General features: G+C 43.6%; 19 protein-coding genes. 17 read left to right on the forward strand and 2 right to left on the reverse strand.

The genetic code is table 11. From position 1 onward, the window contains the following. The first annotated feature begins 198 nt into the window (after window positions 1–198). From ccoG to F0145_RS21280, 4 genes are all read left to right on the forward strand, one after another. A complete protein-coding gene (gene ccoG / locus F0145_RS21265; protein WP_150091765.1) occupies window positions 199–1,599 on the forward strand; it encodes a cytochrome c oxidase accessory protein CcoG in 1,401 nt (466 codons plus the stop codon). A gap of 26 nt (window positions 1,600–1,625) precedes the next feature. Beyond that, the gene (locus tag F0145_RS21270) at window positions 1,626–2,102 is read left to right on the forward strand and encodes a FixH family protein (protein WP_150091767.1); all 477 of its coding nucleotides are present in this window, start codon (window positions 1,626–1,628) and stop codon (window positions 2,100–2,102) included. Between the two features lies 1 nt (window position 2,103). Then, on the forward strand, window positions 2,104–2,817 hold the full coding sequence (locus F0145_RS21275) for a sulfite exporter TauE/SafE family protein (RefSeq protein WP_150091769.1): 714 nt from the start codon (window positions 2,104–2,106) through the stop codon (window positions 2,815–2,817). Between the two features lie 245 nt (window positions 2,818–3,062). Next, window positions 3,063–3,947, forward strand: coding sequence for a universal stress protein (locus tag F0145_RS21280; RefSeq protein WP_150091771.1), 885 nt, complete (start codon window positions 3,063–3,065; stop codon window positions 3,945–3,947). Window positions 3,948–4,333: 386 nt separating this feature from the next. On the opposite strand, the gene F0145_RS21285 is transcribed toward F0145_RS21280, so the two are convergent. Continuing rightward, the gene (locus F0145_RS21285) at window positions 4,334–4,810 is read right to left on the reverse strand and encodes a DUF6702 family protein (protein ID WP_150091773.1); all 477 of its coding nucleotides are present in this window, start codon (window positions 4,808–4,810) and stop codon (window positions 4,334–4,336) included. Window positions 4,811–4,876: 66 nt separating this feature from the next. On the opposite strand from F0145_RS21285, the gene F0145_RS21290 reads away from it, so the two are divergent. Further along, window positions 4,877–5,458, forward strand: a complete 582-nt coding sequence (locus F0145_RS21290; RefSeq protein ID WP_150091775.1) for a HupE/UreJ family protein — start codon at window positions 4,877–4,879, stop codon at window positions 5,456–5,458. A gap of 14 nt (window positions 5,459–5,472) precedes the next feature. Then, on the forward strand, window positions 5,473–7,830 hold the full coding sequence (locus tag F0145_RS21295) for a M1 family metallopeptidase (RefSeq protein WP_150091777.1): 2,358 nt from the start codon (window positions 5,473–5,475) through the stop codon (window positions 7,828–7,830). Window positions 7,831–7,920: 90 nt separating this feature from the next. On the opposite strand, the gene F0145_RS21300 is transcribed toward F0145_RS21295, so the two are convergent. Then, complete coding sequence (locus F0145_RS21300; protein ID WP_150091779.1) at window positions 7,921–8,787, reverse strand: universal stress protein; 867 nt, start codon at window positions 8,785–8,787, stop codon at window positions 7,921–7,923. Between the two features lie 307 nt (window positions 8,788–9,094). On the opposite strand from F0145_RS21300, the gene F0145_RS21305 reads away from it, so the two are divergent. The 11 genes from F0145_RS21305 to F0145_RS21355 all read left to right on the forward strand — a co-directional run bounded on the left by F0145_RS21305 (window position 9,095) and on the right by F0145_RS21355 (window position 21,607). After that, window positions 9,095–10,279: a glycoside hydrolase 5 family protein gene (locus tag F0145_RS21305; RefSeq protein ID WP_150091781.1), complete on the forward strand. Its 1,185-nt coding sequence runs from the start codon at window positions 9,095–9,097 to the stop codon at window positions 10,277–10,279. 58 nt (window positions 10,280–10,337) lie between these two features. Beyond that, entirely contained in the window at window positions 10,338–10,799 is a 462-nt protein-coding gene (locus F0145_RS21310; protein ID WP_150091783.1) for a RidA family protein, read from the forward strand. Window positions 10,800–10,815: 16 nt separating this feature from the next. After that, on the forward strand, window positions 10,816–11,934 hold the full coding sequence (locus F0145_RS21315) for a D-TA family PLP-dependent enzyme (RefSeq protein WP_150091785.1): 1,119 nt from the start codon (window positions 10,816–10,818) through the stop codon (window positions 11,932–11,934). Between the two features lie 8 nt (window positions 11,935–11,942). Further along, window positions 11,943–13,022: a dipeptidase gene (locus F0145_RS21320; RefSeq protein WP_150091787.1), complete on the forward strand. Its 1,080-nt coding sequence runs from the start codon at window positions 11,943–11,945 to the stop codon at window positions 13,020–13,022. A gap of 55 nt (window positions 13,023–13,077) precedes the next feature. Continuing rightward, window positions 13,078–14,385, forward strand: coding sequence for a M20/M25/M40 family metallo-hydrolase (locus F0145_RS21325; RefSeq protein ID WP_150091900.1), 1,308 nt, complete (start codon window positions 13,078–13,080; stop codon window positions 14,383–14,385). Between the two features lie 307 nt (window positions 14,386–14,692). Then, window positions 14,693–15,754: a DUF3500 domain-containing protein gene (locus tag F0145_RS21330; protein ID WP_150091789.1), complete on the forward strand. Its 1,062-nt coding sequence runs from the start codon at window positions 14,693–14,695 to the stop codon at window positions 15,752–15,754. Window positions 15,755–16,009: 255 nt separating this feature from the next. Continuing rightward, window positions 16,010–16,930 (forward strand): DNA/RNA non-specific endonuclease, encoded by a 921-nt coding sequence (locus F0145_RS21335; RefSeq protein WP_223816188.1) that lies wholly within the window; start codon window positions 16,010–16,012, stop codon window positions 16,928–16,930. A gap of 41 nt (window positions 16,931–16,971) precedes the next feature. Next, the gene (locus F0145_RS21340; protein ID WP_150091791.1) at window positions 16,972–17,394 is read left to right on the forward strand and encodes a nuclease A inhibitor family protein; all 423 of its coding nucleotides are present in this window, start codon (window positions 16,972–16,974) and stop codon (window positions 17,392–17,394) included. 346 nt (window positions 17,395–17,740) lie between these two features. After that, window positions 17,741–19,495, forward strand: a complete 1,755-nt coding sequence (locus F0145_RS21345; RefSeq protein WP_150091793.1) for a hydroxysqualene dehydroxylase — start codon at window positions 17,741–17,743, stop codon at window positions 19,493–19,495. A 17-nt stretch (window positions 19,496–19,512) separates the two neighbouring features. Next, the gene (locus tag F0145_RS21350; protein WP_150091795.1) at window positions 19,513–20,190 is read left to right on the forward strand and encodes a transmembrane-type terpene cyclase; all 678 of its coding nucleotides are present in this window, start codon (window positions 19,513–19,515) and stop codon (window positions 20,188–20,190) included. Beyond that, window positions 20,177–21,607, forward strand: coding sequence for a sensor histidine kinase (locus F0145_RS21355; protein WP_223816189.1), 1,431 nt, complete (start codon window positions 20,177–20,179; stop codon window positions 21,605–21,607). The genes F0145_RS21350 and F0145_RS21355 overlap by 14 nt, the downstream gene beginning before the upstream one ends. The last annotated feature ends 7 nt before the right edge of the window (window positions 21,608–21,614 follow it).

Here is a 21,614-nt window from a genome sequence, read left to right on the forward strand (position 1 = left end):
TAATAATAAATAGACAATGTTCTAAGGTGATTATTATGGATTATCAGATTACTATAAATCAATATTCCTCCCTGATTAAGATCAGCCGGCATTATGATCGCCGTCATGTTTATTCGGCAGCGCAATTCAGATTTTTGTAAAGTTAAAAACCACAATCGCGGCAGGTAATTACCCAACGCAAACAAAATCTAAACTAAAATGAGCCACGTTGCAACCGATACTGACCACTTCCGCGACTCGGTATCTACAGTAGATAAAGAAGGGAAACGGGTGTGGCTTTACCCCAAAAAACCATCCGGAAAATATTACAATGCCCGTAAACTGGTAAGCTATGGTTTACTCACCATTCTGTTTGCGGTACCGTTCCTGAAAATTAATGGCTTGCCGGTGCTCATGCTCAACTTCCCGGCCCGTAAGTTTATTATTTTCGGACAAATATTCTGGCCCCAGGATTTCTTTATCCTGCTGCTGGCCTTTTTAACCCTGGTGGTATTTATTATTTTGTTTACGGTAATTTACGGCCGGGTTTTCTGCGGCTGGGTTTGCCCCCAGACAATTTTCATGGAAATGGTTTTCCGCCGCATCGAATATTTTATTGAAGGCGACTACAACAAACAAAAAGCCCTGAACAAAGCCCCCTGGACCCGCGAGAAAATTCTGAAAAAAGGCACCAAACACACCATCTTCCTGGCTATTTCTTTCCTGATTGCCAACCTGTTTTTGGCTTATATTATTGGCATAGATGAGTTAAAAGTTATTGTGCTGGATTCGCCGCTGAACCACCTGGTGGGTTTGGGTACGCTGCTGGTTTTTGCCGGTATCTTTTACTGGGTGTATGCCAGCTTCAGGGAGCAGGTTTGTACCATTGTTTGCCCGTACGGCCGCTTACAAGGCGTAATGATGGATAAAAAAACCACCGTTATTGCCTACGATTTTGTGCGTGGCGAGCCCCGCGAGAAACAGCGTAAAGGCCAGGAGCGTACCGCCGGCGACTGTATAGATTGCCACCAGTGCGTGCAGGTTTGCCCCACCGGTATCGATATCCGGAACGGCACCCAACTGGAATGTATTAATTGTACCGCTTGCATCGATGCCTGCAACAACATTATGGACCTGATAAACAAGCCGCAAGGCTTAATCCGCTACGACTCCATGGAAGGCATTGAAAAAGGAGAGAAGTGGAAATTAAATGCCCGGATTAAAGGCTACAGTGCAGTGTTGTTAATTCTGGTGGGAATATTAATAACGCTGCTGGTAACCCGCAGCAACGTAGATGCCACCATTTTGCGCACGCCGGGCATGTTGTTCCAGAAAAACGATAAAGGTGATATTGTAAACCTGTATAATATTTCGGTTATCAATAAAACCAACGAAGAAATGCCCATTACCTTAAAATTATTGGAACCGGCGCAAGGCACGATTCAGGTAGTAAAAAACAACTTAATACTACCCAAACAAGGCATTACCGAAGGTGTTTTCTTAGCCGAAATTCCGGCCCAATATTTAACCGGCATTAATTCCGAAATAGAAGTAGGGGTTTACAGCCGCGGAAAACTGATTGCCGTGGAAAAAACCAAGTTTATGGGTCCGGCCAAATAATTTAATAAATAAGAAATTTAATCCGAATGAATACTCCAACAGTTAATTCCAGAAAGAGTGGGTGGTTTTTACCCTATGTTATTACGGGCGCTTTTATCTGTTTTATGAGCTACATTATTTTCTTTGTTACGCAGGCCATGCGCTCCGAAGTAAATCTGGTGAGCAAAGATTATTACCAGCAGGAACTGGATTACCAGAAACATATTGAAGTAATGAACCGCACGGCTGCCCAAAACCAAGCGGTAACTGTGGCGGCACCAGCCGGTACCAATCAGGTAATTTTAAATATGGCGGTAGAGGCTAACGAGAAAATTACCGGCACCATTAATTTTTTTCGTCCTTCCGATGGTTCCCAGGATTTTCAGGTGCCGTTAAAACTAAACGAATCGCAAAACCAGGTTCTGAATACCGAAAAACTATCGAAAGGCTTGTGGCGCGTTAAAGTTAATTACAACCGGGGCAACCAGCATTATTACAACGAAACGCAAATAACGCTGCAATAAAATGGTTTGGGCAGGTTTTTTAATGGGCTTACTGGGTAGTTTCCATTGCCTGGGTATGTGCGGACCAATTGCCGTGGCTTTACCCGTTGGCAAAGGCTCGGGCTGGCAGTTTGTTGCGGGCCGCTTGTTGTACAACGGCGGCCGCATTATTACCTACGCGGGTTTGGGTTTAGTTGCCGGAGCATTTGGGCAATCGTTGCAATTAGTAGGCATTCAGCAATTAGTTTCTATTGTGGCTGGCGTGTTAATATTAATATTGGCCGTTATGCCCGCCCTTATCTCCCGGCCTTTGGGAAATATACCTTTTATTCAAAAAACCTTGTTCTGGGTCCGGAAGACCTTTGCTAAATATTACCAGAAACAAAATTTATTATCGTTGCTGGTGGTGGGTTTGCTGAACGGTTTGCTGCCCTGCGGCTTTGTATATATTGCCTTGGCCGGTGCCATCGCCATGAAAACTTTGCCTTTAGCAATGACCTACATGGCTTTATTTGGCCTGGGCACATTGCCTATGATGTTGCTGGTTTCTTTATCCGGCAAATTAATTAAACCCCAAACCCGATTTTTCTTTAAAAAAGCAGTGCCCTATATGGCCTGCATCATCGCCTGTTTATTTATTCTGCGCGGCCTGAACTTAGGTATTCCGTACGTAAGCCCTAAAGCGCAGGCCACCACGTCGCACCACGTAACCATGGCGTGTTGTCATAAGAAGTGATTAGTTGTTAGTTGTTAGTGGGTAGCAGTGAATTGGAAGAAAAGAATAGCTATGAATATTTTTTATCCGGATTTTTTACAAACCATACAGAACAACTAACAACTAATTACTAACAACTAACAACTAACCCCTAACCATGATAAAAATCAATTTTTTGGTTGATGTTGGTCGTGGGAAGGCAGGTTTAACGCCCTTACATTTACAGTAGAATTATAAAACCCTGCTCCCAACTAATAGTTAACATCATGAAAAATATATTAGTCATAACCGATTTATCGCAGGAAGCCCTACCGGTACTGCAATTTGCGAATAAGCTGGCGGCCAAAGCCGATGCTGAAATTGTACTGTTGCACTGTTTGGAATCTGAGGCGTTAACCGCTACTAACGAAAACCGGGCTTTGTCGCGGTTACGGAATTTTGCCGGACGTTTGCATCAGCAATACCCCAAAGTAAACGCTACGGTGGTACACAACGAATGTGTGGTAAGATCGGGTTCTTTGGTAAGCTCGGTGCAGGATTTGGTGCAGGATTACCGCATTAATTTAATCTTAATGGCGGCCCCTTATGCCGCTGATGAAACGGAGAACACCCAATTCTTTCAGGCTTTTTTAGAACGGGTAAATTGCCCTATTTTATTGGTGCCGGCGCAAGGAGATATAAAAACCTTTAACCGTATTAGCTACGCTGCCGACTTCACCAGGTTGGATATGAGCATGTTAAAACGAATAATTTCTTTTGCCCGGTTATATGAGGCAAATCTGGATTTGGTTCATGTTTATCAAAAGCAGCAACGGCCTTATTTGGCGCAGTACAAGAAAGCCTTAAGCCAGTTGTGCGTAGAAGTAACTTACGATAAAATCAATTTTTTCCTGCTCGAAGAAGATGATAAATTGGAAGGTATCAACGATTTTGCCGAACAGCGGGAAGCCGATTTACTTGTAATTGCCACCCCCGACGAGAACCTGGTTAAACGTTTATATAGCCAAAAATACCTGAAAACCGACGCCTATCACCTGCATATACCCACTATTATTTACCCCGAAGGAAACGGCATAATTTGCTCTGCCCATTGTCCGGTTTGTACCCTCGATAAACAAAGAAAGCATAACCTGGAATTGGTTGCTCTATAAAAATAACAATGTATTAGTTTAGTAGTTTGGGTAAAAGCGGCGTAATTCTTGTGCCGCTTTTTTGTTTAGCAAGCATACTTATACAATTGTAAAACAATGACGGCGCTTTTAATTAAAGCAAAACTGTACCTCCCACCACGGTCATTCTGAAAGAATCTTATTGGCTACCTGCTGATAAGATTCTTTTGGAATTCTTCGAATTCTACAGAATGACCGTGGTGAGTAGATATTCGGTTATAATTATTTTATTTTCTTAAAGCGCCATTCCTGCTAAATATTGGTATAAAATCTAAAGTAAAATATTTAAAAATAATACTTTCTGATTATTAAGATTATAGGTAGTTTATTGAATAATTTACTTTAAATAAGATAAGTTAAATTCAAACCTAAAAAGTAGCGGTAAATTTACTCTCGGGGTTGTCTAGTTTGGTGCTTTTGCGATTGCCGTTAACCGTTATGTGCACCATGTTGGTCTGGGAATCGTGCTCGGCAAAAAGTACACTGTTTTCTATTTGAATTTGTTTTATGCGACTTACCTGGGGCACTTCCAGATAACACCAGGCCGCATCCTGTTCAATCTCAAAACCTAAATATTTTAAGTTAACCGGTTTGCCGTTTACCTGTAATTGCAGGTGCTTTGTTAAATATTGGTTTAACACTTGGTCTACCCGGTTCTTATCGGCGGGCTTTAAAATATCTAACTGGGTTTTAGATTGCTTTTCCAGGGCTACTTCTAAATCGTTAAAAAATATTTTAGTGCTTATTTCCAGACTTTTGGTTTTCTGGTTGTGGTTCACCTCCGTTACGCTTACATAAAACGGGTGCAAAAAAGTTAAAAGATATATTAAAAATAGATTTAACATCTGAATTATATTTTTTAAAGAACGTCAAAAAAACTAATTTTGTGCCAAGTTAAATAAAAGTTCGCGTTGCAGGATTTTCCTTTATATTTTCAGCTGGGTATTACGCATATTCTGGATTGGCAAGGCTACGATCACATCTTGTTTGTAATGGCGCTTTGTGGCGTTTATGGCTGGCAAGATTGGCGAAAACTGCTGATTCTGGTAACGGCTTTTACCGTTGGCCACTCGCTTACCTTAGCGCTTAGCGTCTTCAACCTGATTCCGGTTTCGGTAAGCCTCATCGAATTTTTAATTCCCGTAACAATTGTAATTACCAGTTTGGTAAATATTCTGCGCAAAAACCAAAATAAAAGCAGTTGGCTGCTGACTTACCTGCTCACGCTACTGTTTGGATTAATTCATGGTATGGGTTTTTCGAACTATCTTAAAAGCTTGTTGGGCAGCCAGGTAGCCGGGCCGTTGCTGGCTTTTAATGTGGGTTTAGAGGTGGGGCAACTCGCCATTGTTTTTATAACCTTAACCCTTTCTTTTCTGGTTTTAAACGGGTTCCGGGCTTCGCGCCGCGAGTGGAATCTTTTTTTGTCTTCGGCTATCTTCGGAATTGCCTTAACTATGTCCTTGGAGCGCTTGGGCGCTTTGTTTTCTTAATCGCTAAATTGTTCATGAACAAACAAATTGTTTCGCTTTTACTATTATTTGGTTTGGGAACTGCTGCCAGCGCCCAGCACCAAAATAACCCGGGCTCTAATCACGGCAATAAATTTGAGCAGTTGGGTACCCTGATGCACGACCCGAATGTGTACCGGTCGGCTTCTGGTGCGCCTGGGCCCAGGTATTGGCAGCAACGCGCCGACTACGAAATTGATGTAGAGCTCGACGATGCCAAACAACAAATTACCGGCTCCGAAACAATTACCTACTTTAACAATTCGCCGGACCCGCTTACGTATATTTGGCTGCAACTCGACGAAAACGAGCACGACCCCAAAGGCGACAACCAGAAAATTAACGGTAGCCAGATGAAGGAAAAAATGTCGGTTAGCGATTTGCGGAATATTACCGGCCACGGGCAGGATTTGGGGGTGAAAATTAAAAAAGTAACCGATGGTGCCGGCAAAGCGCTCCAATACACCATTAACCAAACTATGATGCGGGTAGAAGTGCCCAATACCCTGAAACCCGGCGAGCGTTTCCGGTTTAAGGTAGATTGGTCTTATAAAATACCCGACCGCATGACGGTAGGTGGCCGCGGCGGATTAGAATATTTTGCCGAAGATGATAATTACCTGTATACCATTACGCAGTGGTACCCGCGTTTGGCCGTTTATTCCGATTTTCAGGGTTGGCAAAACAAACAGTTTACCGGTAGCGGCGAATTTGCCTTAACCTTCGGTAATTTTAAAGTAAATATTACGGCTCCCGCCGACCATGTAATAGGAGCAACCGGCGAGTGCCAGAACTACAGCCAGCTTTTAACTTCGGCACAATTAAAGCGCTGGAACCAGGCCCAAACCGCTAAAGCCCCCGTAGAAATTGTTACGTTGGCCGAAGCCCGGCAAGCCATGAAAGCCAAAGCCCAGAAAAAGAAAACCTGGACCTACGCCGCCCAAAACGTACGGGATTTTGCTTTTGTTTCCAGCCGCCGCTTGGTTTGGGATGCCATGGCTACGAACATCGAAGGCAAAAAAGTAATGGCCATGTCGTACTACGGGCCGGAAGCTTACCCGCTTTACAATAAATATTCTACCAAAGTGGTAGCCCATACGTTACAGTCTTATTCCAAGCACAGTATTCCGTACCCGTACCCGGTGGCTATTTCGGTGGAAGCCAATAATGGCATGGAGTACCCCATGATTTGCTTTAACTACGGCCGCGCCGAAAAAGACGGTACGTATTCCGAAGCGACTAAATACGGCATGATTGGCGTAATTATTCACGAAGTAGGCCACAACTTCTTCCCGATGATTGTGAACTCCGACGAGCGCCAGTGGACCTGGATGGACGAAGGCCTGAACACCTTTTTACAATATTTGGCTGAATTGGAATGGGACGTTAATTTCCCGTCGCAGCGCGGTCCGGCCCATAAAATTGTGGATTACATGAAGCTTCCGAAAGACCAGTTGGAGCCCATCATGACCAACTCCGAAAACATTATCCGGTTCGGACCCAATGCTTACGCCAAACCGGCTACTGCCCTGAATATTCTGCGCGAAACAGTAATGGGCCGCGAGTTGTTCGATTATGCATTTAAAGAATATTCCCGCCGCTGGGCCTTTAAACACCCTACGCCCGCCGATTTTTTCCGGACCATGGAAGATGCATCGGCCGTTGATCTGGATTGGTTCTGGCGCGGTTGGTTCTACGGCACCGATGTGGTTGATATTTCCATTGCGGGTATGCGCTATTTCCGGTTAGATACCAAAAATCCGGAAACAGAAAATATTCAGGCGCGTAACAACGCCGAAAAAGAAGCCCGCAATATTAGCCAGCAACGTAACCGCGAAGCCGGTATAAAAACGGCCATTGCCCAGGATACCAGTTTACAAGACTTTTATAATAAATGGGACCGTTACGCGGTTACAGCTTCTTCACAAGCCGAATTCCAGAAGTTCTACAATTCCCTGTCGAAAGAACAACAGGCATTTTATACAACTAAAAACTATTTTTACGAGGTAGAATTTAAAAATATTGGCGGTTTGGTAATGCCTATTATTCTGGAATGGACGTATGCCGATGGCTCAACCGAAACTGAAAAAATACCGGCTTATATCTGGCGTAAAAATGAGGTACAGGTAACCAAGGTTTTTGCCAAGAGCAAAGAAGTAAAAAGTGTGAAACTCGATCCTTTCCGCGAAACGGCTGATATTGACGAAACCAATAACGCCTGGCCACGCGAGCACGTACCGTCTAAATTTGAGCTGTTTAAAGAACAACGTTTACCCCGCGGTTCTTCCGGCGGCCAGAACCCCATGCAACTGAATCGCCAGAATCAAAGTAATCCGGCTTCCGGCACCAACTAATATTCGCAATATTTAGATAGACTTGAATTAAAAGAAGCAGCGTTTGTATCTTTTACGAACGCTGCTTTTTTTATACCAATATTTTGGGTCTTACCAATAGGTATTGTGTTTCAGTTCTGGTTGGCCGTAATAGGGGTGGGCGGGCAACGACAGAAGCGGAAACTGGGCCTCCAGCGCCAATTGCCGGGTTATACTCTTATGAAAAAAATCTTCCAGAAAGTTGCGCTCGTGCATGGCCACTGCCAATAATTGAATATTATTTTGCACTACAAATTCCTGCAAACCTTTTACCACATTGTTTTCTTTTATTTGATTAATGTGCAGGTTATACTCCGGAAATTCCTTTTGCATGTAATACAAAGCCTGGGCATCGGTAATGGTTTTTAACTGCCGCTCGCTTTTAATATTTACCACATATACTTCGGCCTTTAACGATTCCGAAATATTGAATAGCTGGTGCAATAATTGCCTTTCATCAGATTGAAAATCAGAAGCGTATGCAATGCGTTGTATAGGCGTGTAAGTAGTGGCTGGCGGAATAATGAGCACGGGGCAAATAGCCGTTTTAATAAATGAAACGGTGTTGGTACCAACAAATTTGGTCATTAAGTTAGACGCACCTTTGGTACCCATTACCACCAAATCAACCTGGTTATTTTTTATTGCCCGGTTCAGAACCAAACTCAGGTTGCCCACTAAGCACAGCGTTTGAATAGGCTCATTTAAATTAAACTGTTCTTGCAATAATTGCGCTTGTTGCTGCAGTTGCTGCTCACTTTTTCTGATAATTGCCGGGTCCGTATCCAGCACCATCGTACTTTCGGCAATGGCTACCTGGTTGGTTTCGGTGTGCAGCAGTATTAATCCGGCGCTGGTTGCTCTAGCTAACTGCGCCGCAAAATTAGCGGCAGCAATGGCATTTTCGGAAAAGTCGGTAGGAACAAGAATTTTTTTCATTATTTATATTTTTGTGCAGAACCCTTGGCTTGCATAATTCAAAAACTTAGGCCTAATAATTTAATAAGTTAATACGCATTTTCAGGCAGTAATGCTTCCGTCGTAAATTATTTGTGCAGTTGGCCACCGTCAGAGATTAAGGTAATTAGAATCAGCATACTTCCATTACAATTAAGCAGCTAAAAAACCGAAATAAATTTAGTTAAAGTAGTTGTTACACTGGTGCCAAGATTCAACAAAGAATAATATTTTACTGACAAATATTTTCTCTTACTTTTAAGGCGCTAAATTCTTGCCCTAAATAATTATGCCATCAGCCATACGCAGCTTTTTAACCTGTTTTTTACTAAGTATTTCCTTATCGGTTTGGGCGCAGCGGCCCATCTGGACGAAAGAACAAGCCAATGCCTGGTACGCCAAGCAACCCTGGCTCGTAGGCTGCAACTACTCGCCTTACAACGCTATAAACCAACTGGAAATGTGGCAGACCGAAACTTTTGATTTAGCTACCATAGATAAAGAACTTGCCTGGGCCGAAAGCTTGGGTTTTAATACCCTGCGGGTTTTCCTGCACGACCAGTTGTGGGTACAAGATGCCGAAGGCTTTAAAAAACGCATCGATCAGTTTTTAAATATTGCCCAAAAACATAAAATCAAGCCCATGTTTGTATTGTTTGATTCCTGCTGGGACCCGTTTCCGCACTTGGGTAAACAACACGAACCCGTACAAGGACTGCATAACTCGGGTTGGGTACAAGGGCCGGGTGCCGATGTGCTGAAAGACCCCGCCAAACAAGCTTACCTGAAAGGCTATGTGGAAGGCATTGTTTCGCATTTTAAAGATGATGGGCGTATTCTGGCCTGGGATGTTTGGAACGAGCCGGATAACATGAACAATTCCAGTTATTTTAGGTGGGAACCTACGAACAAAGTAGAATTGGTAACCCGGTTGCTGCCGCAAGTTTTCACCTGGACATTCAGCGCTAACCCCACGCAACCTGTAACCTGCGGCATCTGGAACGGCGATTGGTCTACGCCCGAAAAATTAAATCCGCTGCAAAAAATAATGGTCGAGAACTCCGATGTAATTTCTTTTCATAACTACGACGATGCCCCGGAGTTTGAAAAACGGGTAAAATGGCTGCAGCAATACGGCCGGCCGCTGTTATGCACCGAGTACATGTCCAGAGGAAATAAAAGTACTTTCCAGGGTTCTTTACCGGTTGCTCAAAGATACAAAGTAGCCGCGTATAACTGGGGTTTCGTGGCAGGCAAAACCAATACCATTTACCCCTGGGATTCTTGGCAAAAGCCGTACCCCAAAGAACCGGAACTGTGGTTTCATGATATTTACCGGGCCAACGGCGAACCTTACCGCACCGAAGAAGTAACGCTGATTCGGGAGCTAACCCAGGTAAATGCCAAAAACAGCCAGCAAAGGCCGCTACAAACCCGGCCGAAGAAAAAACAGAAGGCTGCCGCGCAACGATAATCAGCAAAGCAATTTTAAATATTATTTTTCCGAATAGTTAACGTTTAAATATTTCATCATGACTCCCGAAAACAACCTGGCCAAACTAAATATTATTTTACCACCGGCGCCTAAACCACTTGGCGTGTACAAGCCTTTGCTGCTCGATGGCAAATATTGCTATGTGTCGGGCCACGGCACGGTACAAACCGATGGCAGCCTGATTATGGGCCGGATAGGACAGGACCTTACGCCCGAAGAGGGCAAACTGGCCGCTCGCCAGGTGGGGTTGGCTATTCTGGCTACGCTTAAAAGCAATTTAGGTACTTTAAACCGGGTAAAGCGGGTAATTAAAGTATTGGGTATGGTAAACTGCGTACCCGAATTTCAAAAACATCCTTTCATAATTAACGGCTGCAGCGAGTTGTTCGCCGAAATCTGGGGCGAAGAAAACGGTATTGGGGTTCGCAGTGCGGTAGGCATGGGCTCTTTGCCCGATAATATTCCGGTAGAAGTAGAGGCTTTGTTTGAGTTAATTTAAAATATAAAATTAGTTTATGCAGGATGTTGGCAATGAGTGGTTTATACTGAACAATATTCAGGCTATAGATACGCCGGCGCTGGTGGTATATCCGGAGCGGGTTAAAGAAAATATTCGGCTGTTAAAGAGTATGGTATCTGGCGTGGAATGGCTGCGGCCCCACGTAAAAACGCACAAGATGGCCGAAGTAAGCCAAATGCTTTTGGCGGCCGGTATAACTAAATTTAAATGCGCCACCATTGCTGAGGCCGAAATGCTCGGGATGGCCAGTGCACCCGATGTACTGTTGGCTTACCAACCTGTGGGCCCGAAAATTGCCAGGCTGCAACAGCTAACCCAAACTTACCCCAATACCCAATTCAGTTGTTTAGTAGATAATCCGGTAACGGCAGCGGCAATTGGCGAAATATTTGCAAAATCTGGCCGGGAGTTGCCGGTTTTTATTGATTTAAACGTGGGCATGAACCGGACCGGCATTCAGCCAGGACCTACTGCTTTAGCGCTTTACGTTACGTGCCACAGAACGGCCGGTATAAAACCAATCGGTTTGCATGCCTACGATGGCCATATACGCGATACCGATTTATCGGACCGGAAAGAGAAAAGCGATGCAGCCTTTGCTCCGGTGGAAGAATTAGTGAACGAAATATTAAACAAAGGCTTACCTAAACCAATATTGGTGGTCGGTGGTACACCTACTTTTCCCATTCATGCCTTGCGGCCCAGTGTTGAGTGCAGCCCCGGTACGTTTATTTTCTGGGATTGGGGTTATAGCCAACTTTTGCCCGAGCAACAATTTAATTTTGCGGCGCTGGTCTTAACCCGGGTCATTTCCAAGCTAGATGATGAAACCTTGTGCCTTGACCTGGGACATAAATCCGTAGCGGCTGAGAATCCTTTTCCGAGGGTAATATTTTTAAATGCGCCGGATGTGCAAGCAATTGGGCAAAGCGAAGAACATTTTGTAGTAAAAGTAAATGCTGCGAATAATTACCAGGTAGGCGATGTATTTTACGGCGTTCCCATTCATATTTGCCCAACCTGTGCCTTGTACGAACAAGCTTATGTAGCCGAAGTCGGCGCCATTAAAACCACCTGGCAAGTAATATCGCGCAACCGTTTCATAACTGTTTAAGAAGAATTATGTTTATTGTAGATGCACACCTCGATTTGGCCATGAACGCCATGGAGTGGAACCGGGATTTACGTCAGTCGGTGAACAAAATACGCGAAAGGGAAGCCGGTAAAACCGATTTGCCGGACCGGGGCAAAGGTACCGTGGCTTTCCCGGAATTGCGCCAGGGTAATATTGGGTTGGTAGTAGCTACCCAGATTGCCCGCTTTGTAGCCCCTGATAACCCTTTGTCCGGTTGGCACTCCCCCGAGCAAGCCTGGGCCCAAACCCAGGCCCAACTAGCCTGGTACCGCGCCATGGAAGAAGCCGGCGAACTGGTGCAAATTAAAGATTTATCCGGGTTAGATAATCACCTAAATTTATGGCAACAAGCTACTGTTACCGAAAGTAAACCAATAGGTTATATTTTAAGTCTGGAAGGCGCCGATTCTATTATTACGCCGGGCCATTTAGAACGGGCTTATGCCCAGGGTTTGCGGGCCGTGGGTTTAGCGCATTATGGTCCGGGCCGGTACGCCAATGGCACCGATGCCACCGGTGGTCTAGGGCCGCAGGGCAAAGAATTATTAAAAGAAATGGAACGCCTGAATATTATTCTGGATGCTACCCACCTTTGCGACGATAGTTTCTGGGAAGCGCTAAACCATTTTAACGGGCCGGTTTGGGCCAGCCACAATAATTGCCGTTCTATTGTAAACCACAACCGCCAGTTTTCCGATGAACAAATACGGGAATTAATAAACCGGGGCGCGGTAATTGGCAGTGTTATGGATGCCTGGATGGTCGTGCCGAACTGGGAAAGAGGCAAATCTACCCCTGAGGGCCTTAATTGTAATCTAGGCAAAGTGCTGGACCACCTGGATCATATTTGCCAACTAGCCGGCAACACCAACCACGTAGGAATTGGGTCTGACCTGGATGGCGCTTTTGGTAAAGAACAAAGCCCTTACGACTTAGAAACCATTTCGGATTTGCAGAAAATTCCGGCTTTATTATCCAAACGCGGTTATTCTGAGGCTGATATCCAGAATATTATGCACGGCAACTGGCTGCAGTTTTTGCGCCAAACCTGGGGCGCTTCGTCATAATCTTCGGCTCAGCCAAAATATTTAAATCTACTGCTTAACCTTTTATGTGGCTTTTATGTGGCGTTTCCGGAATATTGCTAAGTTAAATATTATCCTAGGTGCCCTTGCTTTTGGTTCGGCGGCTAATCTGCAAGCGCAGCAACTATCGGCAACGGAGAAAAAAATATTGGCCACCGTAACGCAAAATATGCCTGCCACCGAAAAGTTGCTGGAACAAGTGGTAAATATTAACAGCGGCACCCTGAATGTAGCGGGGGTAAAGGAAGTTGGCAATGTTTTCGGAAAAGAGTTAACCAGTTTAGGATTTACTACTACTTGGCTGCCAATGCCAGATTCGATGCGTCGGGCCGGCCATTTGGTAGCGCAACGAAAAGGCCATAAAGGGAAAAAACTCTTACTGCTGGGCCACCTCGATACCGTTTTCGAACCCGACATGCCACCCAACCCTTACCAGCGACTGAATGACTCTACTGCTACCGGGCAGGGTGTGAACGATATGAAGGGCGGCGATGTGGTAATTATTGCGGCTTTAAAAGCGTTAGCGGCCCACGGCCTGCTTAAAAATACCGCTATTACGGTTTACTTTACCGGCGACGAAGAAAATTCGGGCAAACCCACCCGCATTAGCCGGCAAGATTTTATTAACCGGGCCAAAGAAAGCGAGGTAGCCCTGGCTTTTGAATATGCTGCTGATTTGCATACGGTAGCTACGGCCCGGCGGGGTTCGAGTAGTTGGGAATTACAGGTTACCGGACAACAGCGCCATTCTTCCACTATTTTTAGTTCAGATGCTGGCTATGGCGCAATATTCGAAGCTTCCCGTATTTTAAACGATTTTCGCAAAAAATTAAGCCAGGAAAAATACTTAACTTTTAGTCCGGGGCTGGTGGCGGGCGGTACCGAAGTTAAAATGGGCAACGGCCGGGCCGAAGCAATCGGGAAAACCAATATTATTGCACCCCAGGTAAAAGTGTCCGGCGATTTACGGTTTTTAACGGAAAATCAGAAAGAAAAAGCCCGCACCCACATGAAAGAAATTGTTGCCCAACATTTACCCGGTACCAGCGCGCAAATTACTTTTTCGGATGGCATACCCGCCATGGAACCCACTAAAGCAAATATTCAGTTGGCCCGATTGGTAAGTGATATTAGCGAAGATATGGGATTGGGCAAAGTTAAAGCCGGTGACCCCGGTGCAAGAGGTGCCGGCGATATTTCTTATATAGCGGCTTACGTTCCTGGTTTAGATGGATTAGGCGTTACCGGCAAAGGTGCGCATGCGCCCGGCGAAACCATCAACTTAAAAGAATTGCCCTTGTTAATTCAACGAACAGCGCTGCTGCTTTACCGTTTAACCAGATAAATAATATATAAGTGTTAGCCAGAAAGCTGCTTTTTAAAATATTATTTAACTGCCCGAATATCTAAAAACTAAAAGGCAGCAATATTTATGAAGCAATCCAAACCTGTCATTCAGGAGGAAACTATTTAGTAGATAGCCAAATAGTTTCCTCCTGAATGACAGCGATAGGCTCCTTAGACTCACGATATATTTATAAGGATAATTATGCGTAAATTCAGAAAATAAATATTAATTCGTTTAACATAAATTTCAGATAATAAATGCATAAAATGATTTAGTCTAAAGTTAAGTTTAAGGAGAAACGCTAATGAAAAAATTGCTTGGTACCTGTTTGTTTTGGTTTATTTTAATGGGTTCAGCCTGGGCCCAGCAACCAAAAGCCAGGCCCCCCGGAACGGCATTGCAGCAGAAAAATATGGTGCAAGCAGCGCAAGCTTTTTTAAATTCCCTAACCACTGACCAACAACAGAAAGCAGTTTTTACTTTTACCGATGAGGAACGATTTAATTGGCATTATGTGCCCAAGCAACGGCAAGGTTTGTGGCTGAAAGACATGACTGCGCAGCAACGAAAATTAGCTATGGCCTTGTTGCAGGTACCCTTAAGCGAGCAAGGCTACGGTAAAGCCAAAGCCATTATAGAACTGGAAGTTATTTTAAAAGCATTAGAAAATCGCCCACCCGAAGACACTTACCGCGATCCGGATAAATATTACTTTTCTTTTTTCGGTAAACCTGCTGCCCAGGAACCTTGGGGCTGGCGCGTAGAAGGCCACCATTTATCTTTAAATTTTTCATCGGTGACTGGCAAAGTAGTTTCGCAAACGCCTGCTTTTATGGGTTCCAATCCGGCTATTGTGCCAAACGGCCCGCATAAAGGCAAACAAATATTAAAACAGGAAGCTGACCTGGGATTTGCTTTGCTGCATTCTTTTTCGGCGGAGCAACTCCAAAAAGTAATAATCTCGGAAAAAGCACCCAACGAAATATTAACCGGTAATGCCCGCAAAGCTATGCTGGAAAAACCAGTCGGAATTTTATACACCGAAATGACGCCTGCCCAGCAGAAAATATTTAACCAATTGCTGCAAACGTACCTGCAAATCTACCGGCCAGATTTGGCAAAGGCTTTAAATCAAAAAGTAGAAAAAGCAGGCCTGCATAACATGTATTTTACCTGGGCCGGCAGCAAAGAACCAGGTTTAGGCAACGCGCACTATTACCGCATTCATAGCCCGGTAATATTAATAGAATACGACAACTCCCAGAATAATGCAAACCATGTACACACCGTGGTACGCGATTTAACCAACGATTTTGGGGAAGATGCGCTGCAATCGCATTACCAGAAACATCAGCATAAAAAATAATTATTTGCGGGTTGTAAGTAGCCTTTTAAAATTTTAGCCCACCGGATTTAGATAATTATATTTATTTAAAGTAATTGGGCGGCTAAATACAATTAAATTATCTCTTTATTTTCATCCAAAATAAAGGATTAGGAGTAATATATTAATAATTAAATTATATAAAACTATAGCTAAGCAGGCTTGTTTAACTCTCTGATTTTTAAATTTATATAAGGTTGATTTTACCAACTTTTCAGTTGATTATTTTAATTAACTATGAAATATAAAATACTGGTTTATGTAATTATAGCGGCTTTATTAGGTTTTTTCCTGATGCTGGCTACTTGTGTCAGGCGCATAGATACCAGCCCTAAACCGGACGAAGCGGCTAAGACTACTACCAAGGAGAAACCTGGCGCCCGCACCATTTTTACCGGCAGCGAACATTTACTATTGGGTAACCCGAGTAATGCTACCGCCGAGGAAAGCAATTTTAATAATTATTTGCTGGACAAACCGCAGTTTGCAATTTCTTACAGCCGCGACCGGGGTATTCCTAACTGGGTTAGCTGGCACGTAAACCGCGACTGGATGGGCGATGCGCCCCGGCAAGATAATTTCCGGACCGATACAACCTTGCCCACCGGTTGGTACAAGGTAAATACCTACGCTTATTCCGGTAGTGGTTTCGATAGGGGGCATAATTGTCCTTCCGCCGATCGCTCCAACACCCCGGAAGATAATACAGCCACTTTTTTAATGACCAATATTATTCCGCAGGCTCCTACGCATAACCGCGAAACCTGGGGCAATATGGAAGAATATATCCGGACCTTAATAGAACAAGGCGGCCAGGAATGCTATATTATAATGGGAAGCTACGGCAAAGGTGGTACGGGCAGTAATGGGTTTAAAGAAACCATTGCGGGCGGCAAGATTACGGTGCCCGCTCAAATCTGGAAAGTGGTGGTGGTTATTCCGGAGGGCGACGACGATGGTAACCGCATTAACCAGCAAACCCGGGTAATTGCCGTAAATACGCCCAATACCAATAATGCTAACCCCGATTGGGCTACTTACCTGACTACCGTTGATGCCATTGAAGCGGCTACCGGTTATGATTTACTCTCGGCCTTGCCCGACGAAATTGAACAAATTATTGAGGCGAAAGTAGATGCCGGTCCGGAGCGGCGGTAATATTTTTCTGAGTTATTGTTAAAAATTTATACATTTCTTCCATGTCGGAAACAAATGCAGCAGCCGTAGATACTTTTATGCAGAATTTGCAGGAACGCTGCGAAGGCTTGTTTTATATGAGCGAAAGCGAATATCCGCTGGAGCCTTTTATTTTTGAAGTACCGGACGCAGCTGCCATAACCAATGCTGAGGTGCTAAAATTAGCCGGGCAGCCGCAGGAATCTTTCTTAGAAGTGGTGGATTTACCTTATTTTTTGCGTAACCAAACCGCCGATGTTCCCGATGCCGATGAATTTATACAGGATATAACAAGGCGTTTCCGGGAATTACAAACTTACATGCAAGCGCAATTGCCCGATGTAAAAGTATACCGGATTGGTAAACACGAAGTTCAGGTGTATGCTTTAGGTAAACTAAACCAAACCCAATTAGCCGGTTTTAAAACAGTATCTGTAGAAACCTGAAATTTATTTAGCTTTAAATCAGCCGCCGCTAAATATTTATAATATTCCTCCCAAATAATATTTCAGCGATAAACGAAATCTCTGAATTGGTGTAGTTTTTAAGTGATTACACCCGCCCTGCCGGAAAATAATAATTACATCTTGGCTAAAAATATAAAAAAAATATATTACTTTAATTCAATATTATTTTAACTTCCTTTTCCCGGAGGTTTTTTTATTTTGTACCCTGGTTTTTGAATTTACAAGGTAAATATTATTTATTCAAGTACCCGGAACCAGCACCTCCCTTTACTTACATTTTATTCTTGATTCTTTGCATTTCCAGCGTTCAAAAAATTGAATTTGTATGAAAACAAAGGTGGCAATTTTGGGTGGCGGGGTAGCGGGTATGAGTGCTGCGCACGAGCTGGCGGAGCGTGGATTTTCAGTTGAGGTTTACGAAAAGCAACCGCGTTATGTGGGTGGCAAAGCCCGCAGCGTAGATGCCGAAAATACCGGCCGGGACGGTCGCCCGGATTTGCCGGGAGAACACGGGTTTCGGTTTTTTCCGGGGTTTTACAAACACGTAACCGATACCATGAAACGAATTCCGTTTAATAATAATTTAAATGGCGTATTCGATAACCTGGTTATGACCGAAAGGGTAATGCTCGCCCGCTTTGGTAAAATGCCCATTTCGGATATTGTGAACTTCCCCAAAAGCAAAGCCGATTTAAATGCTTTAATTCAGGTACTGCAGCACGCAGATTTTGGCTTAACCAAAGAAAACGAGGTGCTTTTTGCCGATAAAATCTGGCAATTACTAACCAGCAGTTACGAAAGGCGCCAGCAGGTTTATGAGCGCATTGGCTGGTGGCAATACATGGAAACCGACCAGCAGTGCGGCGACCAAAATCCGTGCCCTTATGAAGAATATTGTGTAGGCGGGCTCACGCATTCCTTGGTGGCGGCCCAGCCCAAATTAATGAGTACCAAAACCGGGGGCGATATTCTGTTGCAGTTAATGCTCTTGATGGCCAACCCCGAAGGCCAAACCGATCGGGTTTTAAACGGCCCCACCAACGATGTCTGGCTTTTACCGTGGTTAAAGCACCTGCAAAGTATGGGGGTGCAATATTTTCATCACCATATAACCCACGAATTTATTTGCGATGCCCATACTAATAAAATAACCGGTGTGCGGGTAAAAGATCTGGAAACCGAAACGTTAAAAACAATTCAAGCCGATTATTACATTGCTGCCATGCCGCTCGAAAGAATGGCTCCGTTGGTAAACAAAGAGATGCTGACCGCCGACAGTACCTTAGCTTTTTTGAAAGATCTTAGCCAAAAACACGAGCACAGCCTGAATTGGATGAATGGCATTCAATATTATTTAAACCAGGATGTACCCCTGAATAAAGGCCATATTATTTTTATTGATTCGCCGTGGGCCGTTACAGCAATATCGCAGGTACAATTCTGGAAAGGTTTTGATTTAAGTAAGTACGGCAATGGTCAGGTAAAAGGTATTTTGTCGGTAGATGTATCGGATTGGTTTACGCCGGGGCTTAATGGCAAAACAGCCCGCGACTGTACTTTAGAAGAAATAAAAGATGAAGTTTGGGCGCAAATGGAAAAAAGCCTGAACGTAAACGGGCAGAGATTAATAGATCGCAGCATGGTACTGGATTGCCACATAGATTGCGATATTTCGGAAGAAGCGCGGGCAGTTGGTAATTCGTTTGCGGCCATGCATAATGCCGAACCCTTGCTGGTGAATACTGCTAATTCCTGGAGTATGCGTCCGGAAGCCACCACTGGTATAAAAAATTTATTTCTGGCTTCTGATTACGTGCGCACCTTTACCGATTTGGCTACCATGGAAGGCGCCAATGAAGCTGCCCGCCGCGCCGTAAACGGCATAATTGCCCAAACCAAGGCAAATGTACCTTATTGTAAAATCTGGAACCTGCACGAACCAGGAGTTTTAGCTGTGCTGCGGTGGCTCGACAAAAAGCGCTACGAAAAAGGGCTGCCCTGGACTGATGAAACACCTTGGTTGTTTAAATTATTGCACGAAGCTAATTACCTGTATCATAAACTTACCGGTTTTAAATAATTTAATCCCGAAATATTATGCAAAATCAATTTGTGAACACAGTTGATTATTCCCTGACAGAGCTTATAACTTTTGGGGTAGGCTGTTTCTGCTGGATTATGGTATATTTTTATACCTTAAAAAACATTAAACAAAAGCAATTTATTGAAATACCGCTATTTACAGTTTGCGGCAATATTATATGGGAGTTTTTGTGGAGTTGGGTTTTTGATACCAACATGGGTGGTCTTTTTCAATGGGGTTACCGCATTTGGTTTTTTATGGATTGTATTATTGTTTACGGTTTATTCCGGTACGGCTATAAACAAATCTCTATTCCTGCCTTCCGCGAAAATGCCAGAGCTTTAATATTTTTTACCATGCTGGCGTGGCTGCCGGTTTTGTACTTCTACATTAAAAATTATGATGCGCCTATTAGCCACATGGGCGCTTACTCCGGCTATATATTAAATGTCATGATTTCGGCTTTATACATTCCGTTGGTATTCCGGTTACAGGATTGGAAAATGTTTTCTTACCCGGCCGCCTGGTTTAAAGCCGTTGGTAATTTGCTCATCAATATTTTCTGCTTTCTGCATTTCACCGACTGGTTTTTGCTGTCGCTGTGTGTGCTAACCAGCATTTTAGATGTATATTATATTTACATGTTCCAAATGGCCCGCAAAAAAATACCTGCGCAACATGTTTTTAACTAATAATGCGAGTTTGCATAAACTGTTTGGTTTTACCGGGCTCGAACCAACCGAGCTCAACAAAAGAATGTCGCTTATACAATTAGGGGCTTTAACGGTAATTTGTGGTACCATTTATTGCCTGATGTATATTGCGCTGGGTTACTCCAATATGGCTTATCCTTGTCTCATTTATATTGGCATCTACTTTGTAAATTTTATTATTTTCTTAAAAACCAAAAACTATAATTATTACCAGGCTACCCAACCTTTCCTGATTTTACTAGCCATTATTGTTAACCACATCGTCATTGGTAATTTTGTTGATAGCAGCGCTGTTATTTTTGCCAGTTTGTTAGCGCCGGTTATTGCTTTAACTTTCGCCAGTCAGAAAACGGCCCAGGTTTACTATTACCTTTTTTTGGTATCGGTAATTATAGCCGGCCTCTGGGATTTGTTTTTAGCAGCACCGGGCCCTAAACTTCCGGCAGCTATATATACCATTTTTTTCATAAACAATATTATTGCGGTAGGCTCTATTATTTACTTTTTAATAAATGGTTTTCTAAACAAAAACCTGAAACTGCAAGCCGAACTGCAGGAATCGCTGGCCAATTTAAAGCTTACGCAATCGCAGTTAATTCAATCTGAGAAAATGGCTTCTTTGGGCGTTTTAACCGCCGGTATAGCGCACGAAATTCAAAACCCGCTCAACTTTGTAAATAATTTTTCGGAGGTAAGTACCGAAATGTTAAAAGAATTAAAAGAAGAAAAACAGAAAGCAATCCGGGACTTAGATTACGAACAGGAATTGTTAAACGATATTGAGCAAAATCTAATTAAAATTATTCACCATGGCAAACGGGCCGATGCCATTGTAAAAGGTATGTTGCTGCATTCGCGGTCGAGTACCGGCAAAAAAGAACTCACCGATATCAATGCTTTAGCCGAAGAATATTTGCGGTTGAGTTACCACGGTTTGCGCGCCAAAGACAAATCTTTTAACGCCCGTTTGGTTAATGATTTTGATCCTCAATTGGGCAGCATTGAGGTAATTCCACAGGATTTGGGTAGGGTACTGCTTAATTTATTTAATAATGCTTTTTACGCTACGCATGATAAACAGCAAAAGCAAAACAGCAGTTACCAGCCCGAAGTAAGGGTATCCACCAAAAAGAAAAATAATTATGTAGAAATAAAAGTGCGGGATAACGGCAACGGTATTCCCGAACATGTGCGTCAGAAAATATTTCAGCCATTTTTTACCACCAAACCCACCGGGCAGGGTACCGGCTTAGGCTTGTCTTTGAGCTACGATATTATTACCAAAGCCCACAACGGCGAAATAAATCTGCAAACAGAAGAAGGAGAATTTACCGAGTTTACGATAACGCTACCAGTTAATGTTAATATAAATACCAAAACCAATCTCACCCTTTAAACCCCAA

The sequence above is a fragment of the Adhaeribacter rhizoryzae genome (genome assembly GCF_008629685.1).
In the GTDB taxonomy this organism is placed as follows: domain Bacteria; phylum Bacteroidota; class Bacteroidia; order Cytophagales; family Hymenobacteraceae; genus Adhaeribacter; species Adhaeribacter rhizoryzae.

Bases quoted from the DNA above. Each gene is read 5' to 3' on its own strand.
- F0145_RS21315 (WP_150091785.1), top strand. From the start codon at position 10,816: ATGCAGGATGTTGGCAATGAGTGGTTTATACTGAACAATATTCAGGCT.
- F0145_RS21325 (WP_150091900.1), top strand. From the start codon at position 13,078: ATGTGGCGTTTCCGGAATATTGCTAAGTTAAATATTATCCTAGGTGCC.
- F0145_RS21335 (WP_223816188.1), top strand. From the start codon at position 16,010: ATGAAATATAAAATACTGGTTTATGTAATTATAGCGGCTTTATTAGGT.
- ccoG (WP_150091765.1), top strand. From the start codon at position 199: ATGAGCCACGTTGCAACCGATACTGACCACTTCCGCGACTCGGTATCT.
- F0145_RS21350 (WP_150091795.1), top strand. From the start codon at position 19,513: ATGCAAAATCAATTTGTGAACACAGTTGATTATTCCCTGACAGAGCTT.
- F0145_RS21310 (WP_150091783.1), top strand. From the start codon at position 10,338: ATGACTCCCGAAAACAACCTGGCCAAACTAAATATTATTTTACCACCG.
- F0145_RS21355 (WP_223816189.1), top strand. From the start codon at position 20,177: ATGTTTTTAACTAATAATGCGAGTTTGCATAAACTGTTTGGTTTTACC.
- F0145_RS21340 (WP_150091791.1), top strand. From the start codon at position 16,972: ATGTCGGAAACAAATGCAGCAGCCGTAGATACTTTTATGCAGAATTTG.
- F0145_RS21320 (WP_150091787.1), top strand. From the start codon at position 11,943: ATGTTTATTGTAGATGCACACCTCGATTTGGCCATGAACGCCATGGAG.
- F0145_RS21330 (WP_150091789.1), top strand. From the start codon at position 14,693: ATGAAAAAATTGCTTGGTACCTGTTTGTTTTGGTTTATTTTAATGGGT.
- F0145_RS21295 (WP_150091777.1), top strand. From the start codon at position 5,473: ATGAACAAACAAATTGTTTCGCTTTTACTATTATTTGGTTTGGGAACT.
- F0145_RS21300 (WP_150091779.1), bottom strand. From the start codon at position 8,787: ATGAAAAAAATTCTTGTTCCTACCGACTTTTCCGAAAATGCCATTGCT.
- F0145_RS21285 (WP_150091773.1), bottom strand. From the start codon at position 4,810: ATGTTAAATCTATTTTTAATATATCTTTTAACTTTTTTGCACCCGTTT.
- F0145_RS21305 (WP_150091781.1), top strand. From the start codon at position 9,095: ATGCCATCAGCCATACGCAGCTTTTTAACCTGTTTTTTACTAAGTATT.
- F0145_RS21280 (WP_150091771.1), top strand. From the start codon at position 3,063: ATGAAAAATATATTAGTCATAACCGATTTATCGCAGGAAGCCCTACCG.
- F0145_RS21345 (WP_150091793.1), top strand. From the start codon at position 17,741: ATGAAAACAAAGGTGGCAATTTTGGGTGGCGGGGTAGCGGGTATGAGT.
- F0145_RS21275 (WP_150091769.1), top strand. From the start codon at position 2,104: ATGGTTTGGGCAGGTTTTTTAATGGGCTTACTGGGTAGTTTCCATTGC.
- F0145_RS21270 (WP_150091767.1), top strand. From the start codon at position 1,626: ATGAATACTCCAACAGTTAATTCCAGAAAGAGTGGGTGGTTTTTACCC.